The following is a 7502-nucleotide window of genomic DNA, read 5'->3' as shown; positions in this document are numbered from 1 at the left end:
GGTGGGCACAGCGTCCCGCCTGTGGATGCCGGGCGTCGATCCACTCGCGCCACTGCGCCGCAGTGTCCGCGGCGAGCGTGACCACGGGCGGCTCTTCGCCATACTGACCGACTCTGAGCGCATGGAGGAGCAAGGCGCGAGCAAAAGGGCCGAAGCCCGCGACCAGCACATGCGGCAGCTGTCCGCCCGGCGGGTCCATGCTGCGGTGCAACGGCCAGCGTCCCAGCAGGATCCGGGCCGCCGTCGCGTAGGGATCCACCCGTTCGACCCGCAGGCAATCGGTACCCGGCGCTGCCGGCTCCGACACCGCGTCGGCGGCGCCTGTGGCCACTTCCTCGTCGGGCTCGCTCAGCACGAGCACACGCAGCGGTCGGCGGCGGTCCTGCGCGGCCTCCGACACCGCCGCCAAGCGCTCCTGCAGACGCTCGTCATCAGCGAGCAGCAGGACGTCTGCGCGAGGCGGAAGGCGGGCGACGCTTGCGAGCGAGCGCACCGACACCCCGCCCCCTACGAGCATTTTGCATGCCCGCCGCAGTAACGGCGCCTCGCCCAAGGCAAGGACAAGCGGCGCAGACCGCAGACCCATCAGCGCCCGTGCCGCGGTGTTGGATCAGTCAGAGGCATGCAGCAGTTGGCCGGCCTCGTCGACGACGGACACGGCGATGGGGATGCCTTCGCGAATACTGGCCGAGACCACGCAAAAGTCCTCGAATAGGTTCTTGCAGCGCTCAAAGCGTTTGCTGCCGGCGAGCTCATCGGCAACGATCAGCTTGACTTCGAGCCCACCGATGCGCAGGCGTTTCTGTGCATTGCGAACGAGTGTGCAGGTGGCCTCGGCGCGCAGAGTCCCATCCGGCGGCTCTTCCTTGCTCAGACAGTAAAGCAGGCTCGCCGACAGGCAATTGGCGGCAGCGGCGGCGAGTAACCGCGACGCATTCGGGCCTGCGGCCTCGCCAAGCGGCGGCGGCTCGTCCGTGAGCAGATCCGCGGCACGCTTCCAGTCGAAGCGGACATTGATCTGGTACCCCTCCTGCTGTTCCAGGTGAATGGTGAAGCGGCCTTGTTCTGACATGGCTCGATGGATCACTCCTCGCGGGTACATGAATTGACGGGCAACGCTGCGGGCGCACTGGCCGCCAGGAGGGCGGCGCTGCGAGCGCCGCACCCGCCAGGGACTCAATCCTGATCGCCGCCCGCCGCGCGCCTACGGTGGCTTGGGTTCTTTGGGTCGCGCCGCCTCCTGGCGGCCGTGCTGCGAAGCCCGGCACCGCGGCTGTGGCGCCGCCAATCGCCATCGGCGAGACGCATTCGATCCCGCCGCGGCCCCCGATACAGATACACCCAGGCCCGGCCATGCGGGGTGGCGATGACACGCCGGTCATAGAGCCTGGGGTAATCCTCCAGCTGGTCGAGACGGCGCAGCCCGGCCGCGTCGACGCCATAGACCTCGCCAAAGACCGCCGTTTCGCCGCCGTCCACCAGCCCCGGATAAGCGCCCAACACCAGCAGGGTGAACCGGGGCTCGGTGCGATGCGGGCCTAGAAAGCGTGCCGTCCGCAGCAGGTGGTGGTTCACCTCACCGCGCAGCAGCGTGCCATACACGAAGACCCGATGCTCCATAGATGACCCCGTCTGTGTCGGCGCCTTGGGCCGCGGTCATCAGGCCTCGATGCGGTTCCCGAGCACGGCTAAGAATTGGCGCACCTCGTCGTCTTCGACGTCGTCGCCGACCAACATCACGATTGTCTTGGCTGCCATCGTATGCACCTCCACGGCTCTGCGGTTGCCTGATACGCTTCAGTGCGTCCCTTGCCCCGGCACGAGTCTCGGCTGCCGGGGACTATAGCAAAGCCCGGAAGGTGCTGATGCCCATGTCCGATCGGTACGTCGACCACCCGGCCGCTACACCAACACCCCGTAGGCTGCGCGGACGCGGCAGTGCCGCAAACCCGGGCAGCCGCTTCGATGCGCACATCCGGGAGGCCGTCGACGACGGCTGGTGGCAGGAGGAAGACGCAACCGATCCGGGCACCGAGCTCGGCGTCGACACCAGCCGCAGCATCATCAGCTACAACGAGTCGCCCGACATCCCGTTCGATCGCAGCCTCAACCCCTACCGCGGCTGCGAGCACGGCTGCATCTACTGCTACGCGCGCCCGACCCACGCCTGGCTTGGCTTGTCCCCGGGGTTGGACTTCGAGCGGCGGCTGTTTCACAAGCCCAACGCCGCATCACAACTGCGCAGGGCATTGGCAAAGCCGGGCTATGCGCCGGCAACCTTGGTGCTCGGTGCCAACACCGATCCCTACCAGCCCATCGAGCGCCGACTCGGCACGACGCGCGCCGTTTTGGAGGTGTTACTGGAGGCGCGCCACCCAGTGGCCATCACCACCAAGTCTGCGCTCGTTCTGCGAGACCTGCCGCTGCTGCGGGAGCTTGCAGCAGCGCAGCTCGTGGCGGTGCAAGTGTCCATCACCACGCTGGACACCGAGCTCGCGCGCCGACTGGAGCCGCGTGCTGCGAGCCCCCGTCGACGCCTGCGAGCCGTCGCGGATTTGGCCGCCGCCGGGATCCCGACGGGTGTGCTTGTCTCCCCACTCATCCCTGGCCTCACCGACCAAGACCTGGAGCGCATCGTCGCGGCGGCCGCCGAGGCCGGTGCCGTGCGCGCCGGCGCCCTCCTCCTGCGTCTGCCGCTTGAGGTGAAGGATCTCTTCACCGAGTGGCTCCAAACCCACTACCCAGAGCGGGCCGACAAGGTCGTGTCGCTGATCCGCCAGTGCCGTGACGGAGCGCTCAACGCCAGCGCGTTCGGCGAGCGCATGACGGGCACAGGCGCCGTGGCGGACCTGCTCCAGCAGCGCTTTCGCCTCGCGCTGCGCCGCCACGGGCTTGACCGCCAAGACAGCGGTTGGCAGCTCTCCGCGGCGGAGTTCTGCCCGCCGCCCATTGGCCCATTCCAACGGTCGCTCTTCGACTCAGATACCACCTGAGGCACCCAGCAGCCGTCAACGCCAACGCCAACGCCAACGCAGGCGGGCTTTCGCGGCGCGCAGACGGTCTTCAATCCAAAATCGTAACAGCGGCCTGCGCACTTCCACCCATCGCATCTGCCCGACATGGGACGCCAGACTTCGCTTGTACTGACTGTCGCCCATCAGGAAATCGTACAGACGATGCCCCTGCGCGAGACTGTGCTCAATTGCCAATGAGTGAGACACCAGCCCCGGCTTGCGCTTATTGTCGTCGGCATAGTGAAAGCCGCTCTGGTAACTCATCACCCGCCCCGCGCTGACCAGGTTGTACAAGTATCCAATGTTGCCCTCGTTGCTCGCGATCGTCAGCAGCTGAAGCTGCCCTCGCTGCATCGCCCTTTGCAGCACAAGGTCGTGGAACCGCGTCGCGAACTCGCTGCCGAAGGCACCTGGTTGTCCCCGGCCGTGCCAATACTGGGTGTGCACCCGCTGAAGCTCACCAAAGACGTGCCGCGCTTCTGCCAGGGTTTGCGCCTGCGAAACGTGCAACGCCTCCACGCCGCCGTAGGCCTTGTAGGCCCGACGGATCTGATACCGTGTGTTGCGACTCAAGGTATCCATATAGTGCTCGCCGGCGTCCCTGATGGCGTCGAGGTCCACCCAGTAGTACGGGCGGCTGTAGCGCTCCACGACCGACAAGCGCTCGGCACGGGCGGATGCCGCCAGTGCTTGCGCTTGCGCGCCCTCCGGGACACTGGAGAGACGCAGGCGATGCCATGCGCGCCGATGTCTGTTCAGCTCCGTCAGAATCGCCTTCCACACAGGGCGTGCGATGCCGGGGTCTGCAAGCACGCCATTGTGCTCCACCGTCACGGCATCCTCGACGGCGCGCCCCGTCTCGTGCAGTTGCAAGGTCCGTGGCAGCCAGACGGCAACGGGCGAGCGCGGCACCTTGCCGAAGATCGCAAGTGCCAACGTCTGCCCAGCATCGGTGACGCGGAGCAGCCACAGCGATGATCGGTCCGATACCGCGTCAAGCCACGAGCCGACCCAGGACCAAGAGCCGAAAAACGACTCGCACGACTGCGCTTCCAGCGATGTCCACTCGCTACCGAGCCAGGCGAGATCGCAGTCGGAAAGGGTCAGGACCTCAGCTTTCACAGCGGTTGAAGCCGAACAACGCAGGAGCTGGTAAGCGCATACTCAGGCAGACGAGCCGGACCCGCCAGTCACTGGACTGCGCATATTCCAAACCAGCCGCAGCAAGAACCTGGGCCGTGTGCGATCCCAAGGTGTGAATCGAGGCAGCAGGAAGCGGTCCGTCTCTTTGCCGGTCACGCCGGACTGCGTCGTCAAGGCCGCCTGATAACCCATTTGTTTCACGATGCCGCAGTGCTCTGGCCCGAAGTCCCGCCCCGGCAGACCGTTCGGGTAGGCGAAAAACCGGACCTGGTCACCGGTGATTGCCTCGAGGTCCTCTTTATTCGCACCGACTTCGTGCCGCGCCTGCGCCGATGAAAGGCCCGTCAATATCGGATGGTTCACCGTATGGCCGCCGATCTCCACGCCCATGTCGCTCAGCGCCCGGACTTGCGCGCGCGAGAGCATCGGCGAGCGCAAGTCTGGGACGTACCGCCGGGCGATCTCCGCAGTCAGCTCCTCGCGCTGAGCACGAGGGCGATACTTGAGAGTATTGAGCAACGCCTGCAGCGCCAGCCTGCGTGCCGCAGGCGTGTCAAGCGGGTGAGCGCCCAGCCCAAGGTCGGATAAGTCGAGTGCGCGATCCTGGACGGCACGAACTGCCTCGATCACGCGATCGTTCCACATCACCTGTCCGTCGAGGAATCCGCTTGCGACAAACACCGTTGCGGGTACGCCGTAGCGGGCCATGATCGGTGCCGCGACTGTGAGATTATCCGCGTAGCCATCGTCGAAGGTGACGCAGACGGCGCGCGCCGGGAGTTGCCCACGGTCGAGCAGTGCCAGGCCTTCCCCGAGCGACACAGGCGCACAGTGCTCTGCGAGCAACTGCATGATCTCGCTGAACCAGGCGACGTGCAGCTCATCCGGCTGCAGCGGATCGGCCTCGGGGAGCACGCGATGCAGAAAGAGCACTGACAAGCGCTGACGCGACGTCGGCGTGAGTAGCCGTACCAGCAAGCCCAACGCGAACGTCTGCGCCGGCTCGCGCACACGCGCCAGAGCAGCGCCGGACAAGGTCTCCGAAGGGGTCCACATCACGGAAGCTCACCATTACATAGCGTCACCGCGGGCTGAATAATGCTGCCGACACACGGACAGATCCCGCCGAGCGGTGAGCGCCATTAGACGGCCCTGTCAGCCGCGGGCTGGGCACAGCCCTAGATTTGCAGCGTCTGACGACTCCGCGCACCGACGCCGTGGAGATCCGCAAAGGCCCCAGCGCAGCGTGACAGCGACGGTTATCCCTGCCTCCGAAGTGCGGGTCGGGCCGGTGCCCGCCCGCTGCGCCGAAAGGGCTCGCAGCAACGCCCCATGATGCCACGAAAAGCTGTCCAAGCGCCGCATTCCCCAGCGCCGCATGCGCACCGAGAACCCAGCATGTCCGCCCTGACAGCAAAGGTGCCGCACACGCTGTGCACCCGCACATGGTCGCCAGCGCCGAGACACACAGGGCCCAGACCAGTGCGCAACGCCCGTTTCGAGGTCTCCTGGCCGCACACCCACCAGTGTCAAGGGCTCCAGCGCGCTCAGAGTGGGAAATCCCCAGCCGCGTGGCGGCGCCTAAAATGCTATCGTGCGCGCGCGTCCCAAGCCCCCTGGCGACGAGCCCCACCGTGAAGATACAGATTCATTGGCCTTGCCTCTTACAAAATCCAACGGAGCCGGATCTGTTCAGCCGCCGGGGTTTCTCCCGACACCTTCGTTTCAAGCGCTTGAGAAACTTGACAATGGCGGAGCCGCCTGCGCCGGACGGGAAACGCCAATGAATCGGTGTTTCCCTATGCCCGGGCAACGCCATCAAACCAGGCCATGACGGCGAACGAGACATGAGCACATCGACAAATCTTGATCTGTGGCAGCAGTACGGCCCGCATCTACTGGTGCTACAACCGTTCATGGACAGCGTGCTGTGCGGCGGTGAAGGCTGCTACGTCGTCGATGCCGACGGCAGACGGATACTCGACCTGGCGGGCGGCCAGTTTTGCACGGTGCTCGACTATGACGACAAGCGCCTACCCCAGGCCATCGCAGCGCAGGCCAAGAAGCTGATCCATATTGGCGACCAATATGTGTCGGAGAACGTGCTCACTTGCGTCGCCAAAATCGCCGAGATCACTCCGCCCAAACTCACCAAGAGCGTGCTGCTCTCGACAGGCTCCGAGGCCAACGAATGCGCCATGCGTATGGCTAAGGTCGCCACGCAACGTACGGGCATGCTCGCCTACGATCGTGGCTACTACGGTATTTCCCTGGCCACTCGTAACCTGAGTGCCATTTCTGACATCTACGGCAAGGTCGACTTTCAACCGACCATCCCGGGCCAGCTGCGCCTCATCACACCAAACTGTAGCCAGTGTCCATTGCAGCTTCGACATCCCGAATGTGGCCTGCAATGCCTAAAGCTGTCGGTCGACCAAATCTCTAACCAAGTCGAGAACATCGCCGCGGTCATCGTCGAGCCCATCATCTCGGCCGGAGGCATGATCGTCCCGCCCGTGGACTATGTGCGGGAGCTCGCCCGCTTCGCCGCTTCCATCGGTGCCCTTTTCATCGCCGACGAGGCCCAGACTGGGTTCGGCCGCTGCGGTACCTGGTTCGACATCGAACATTACGAGGTCGAGCCAGACATCCTCGTGTTTTCCAAAACCAGTGGTAACGGCTATCCCACCGCCGGGGTGGTTGTCTCCGACGAGGTGGCCCGTGAGCTCGAAAGCCGTGGCTTCACGCACCTATCCAGTCATCAAAACGACCCGCTCGGCGCCGCGGTCGTCAGTACCGTCATCGATATCATTCGCGACGATCATTTGGTCGACAATGCACGCGAGGTCGGCGACTACTTGCGCGCACAGCTCATCGCCCTCCAGGAGCGTCACGCTATCGTCTCCGACGTCCGCGGGCGCGGACTGATGATCGGCATGGCGCTGGACGGCGCCAATGCTGATACCAAGCTCGCCTTCAAGCTGGCCATGATGTGCGAGCGCCGCGGATTGCGCATCACCTTCAGCTATTATGAACCTGTGATCCGCTTCATCCCGCCGCTCACCCTCACTCGCGCCGACGTCGATGTGGCGATCGGCATCCTAGACGAAGTCCTCGGCCTGCTCGCGGTTGGCAGGGCCGACAGCGACGCAATGCCGCGCAACCCTTTTAGCCACAGCTTCATCAAACGGCTTAACGGCGAGACAGATCTCATCAACATCGCACGCAAGCTGTGGACTCAATCGCCGCAAGCTATCGTCTCCAAAACGCTCGCCAAGCTCCGCACCTAAGGAAGCGCCGATTTATTGGCGCTTCCCGTCCGGGGCAGGACGCCCCGCCATTTTC

General features: G+C 64.9%; 6 protein-coding genes and 1 pseudogene. 2 read left to right on the top strand and 5 right to left on the bottom strand.

Going from position 1 to position 7502, the window contains the following annotated elements; translation table 11 throughout:
- The 3 genes and pseudogenes from I6U14_RS14135 to I6U14_RS14125 form a co-directional block, all read right to left on the bottom strand.
- Window positions 1-493: pseudogene (locus tag I6U14_RS14135) on the bottom strand (hypothetical protein); the annotation flags it as partial.
- A gap of 117 nt (window positions 494-610) precedes the next feature.
- Window positions 611-1072: an OsmC family protein gene (locus I6U14_RS14130; protein ID WP_296900157.1), complete on the bottom strand. Its 462-nt coding sequence runs from the start codon at window positions 1070-1072 to the stop codon at window positions 611-613.
- 104 nt (window positions 1073-1176) lie between these two features.
- Window positions 1177-1620, bottom strand: coding sequence for a gamma-glutamylcyclotransferase (locus I6U14_RS14125; RefSeq protein WP_296900156.1), 444 nt, complete (start codon window positions 1618-1620; stop codon window positions 1177-1179).
- A gap of 251 nt (window positions 1621-1871) precedes the next feature.
- On the opposite strand from I6U14_RS14125, the gene I6U14_RS14120 reads away from it, so the two are divergent.
- A complete protein-coding gene (locus I6U14_RS14120; protein WP_296900155.1) occupies window positions 1872-2993 on the top strand; it encodes a PA0069 family radical SAM protein in 1122 nt (373 codons plus the stop codon).
- A gap of 15 nt (window positions 2994-3008) precedes the next feature.
- Here the strand turns inward: I6U14_RS14120 and I6U14_RS14115 are convergent, their stop codons facing one another.
- Window positions 3009-4136 (bottom strand): GNAT family N-acetyltransferase, encoded by a 1128-nt coding sequence (locus I6U14_RS14115; protein WP_296900154.1) that lies wholly within the window; start codon window positions 4134-4136, stop codon window positions 3009-3011.
- Between the two features lie 42 nt (window positions 4137-4178).
- Complete coding sequence (locus tag I6U14_RS14110; RefSeq protein ID WP_296900153.1) at window positions 4179-5213, bottom strand: polysaccharide deacetylase family protein; 1035 nt, start codon at window positions 5211-5213, stop codon at window positions 4179-4181.
- A gap of 791 nt (window positions 5214-6004) precedes the next feature.
- Here I6U14_RS14110 and I6U14_RS14105 point away from each other — a divergent pair.
- Window positions 6005-7447, top strand: a complete 1443-nt coding sequence (locus I6U14_RS14105; RefSeq protein ID WP_296900152.1) for an aspartate aminotransferase family protein — start codon at window positions 6005-6007, stop codon at window positions 7445-7447.
- The last annotated feature ends 55 nt before the right edge of the window (window positions 7448-7502 follow it).

Source organism: Thiohalocapsa sp. (genome assembly GCF_019695415.1).
In the GTDB taxonomy this organism is placed as follows: domain Bacteria; phylum Pseudomonadota; class Gammaproteobacteria; order Chromatiales; family Chromatiaceae; genus Thiohalocapsa.
Note: the sequence above shows the minus strand (reverse complement) of the source record. Positions and strands in the feature narration are given on the sequence as shown.

Bases quoted from the DNA above. Each gene is read 5' to 3' on its own strand.
- I6U14_RS14125 (WP_296900156.1), bottom strand. From the start codon at position 1,620: ATGGAGCATCGGGTCTTCGTGTATGGCACGCTGCTGCGCGGTGAGGTG.
- I6U14_RS14120 (WP_296900155.1), top strand. From the start codon at position 1,872: ATGTCCGATCGGTACGTCGACCACCCGGCCGCTACACCAACACCCCGT.
- I6U14_RS14110 (WP_296900153.1), bottom strand. From the start codon at position 5,213: ATGTGGACCCCTTCGGAGACCTTGTCCGGCGCTGCTCTGGCGCGTGTG.
- I6U14_RS14130 (WP_296900157.1), bottom strand. From the start codon at position 1,072: ATGTCAGAACAAGGCCGCTTCACCATTCACCTGGAACAGCAGGAGGGG.
- I6U14_RS14105 (WP_296900152.1), top strand. From the start codon at position 6,005: ATGAGCACATCGACAAATCTTGATCTGTGGCAGCAGTACGGCCCGCAT.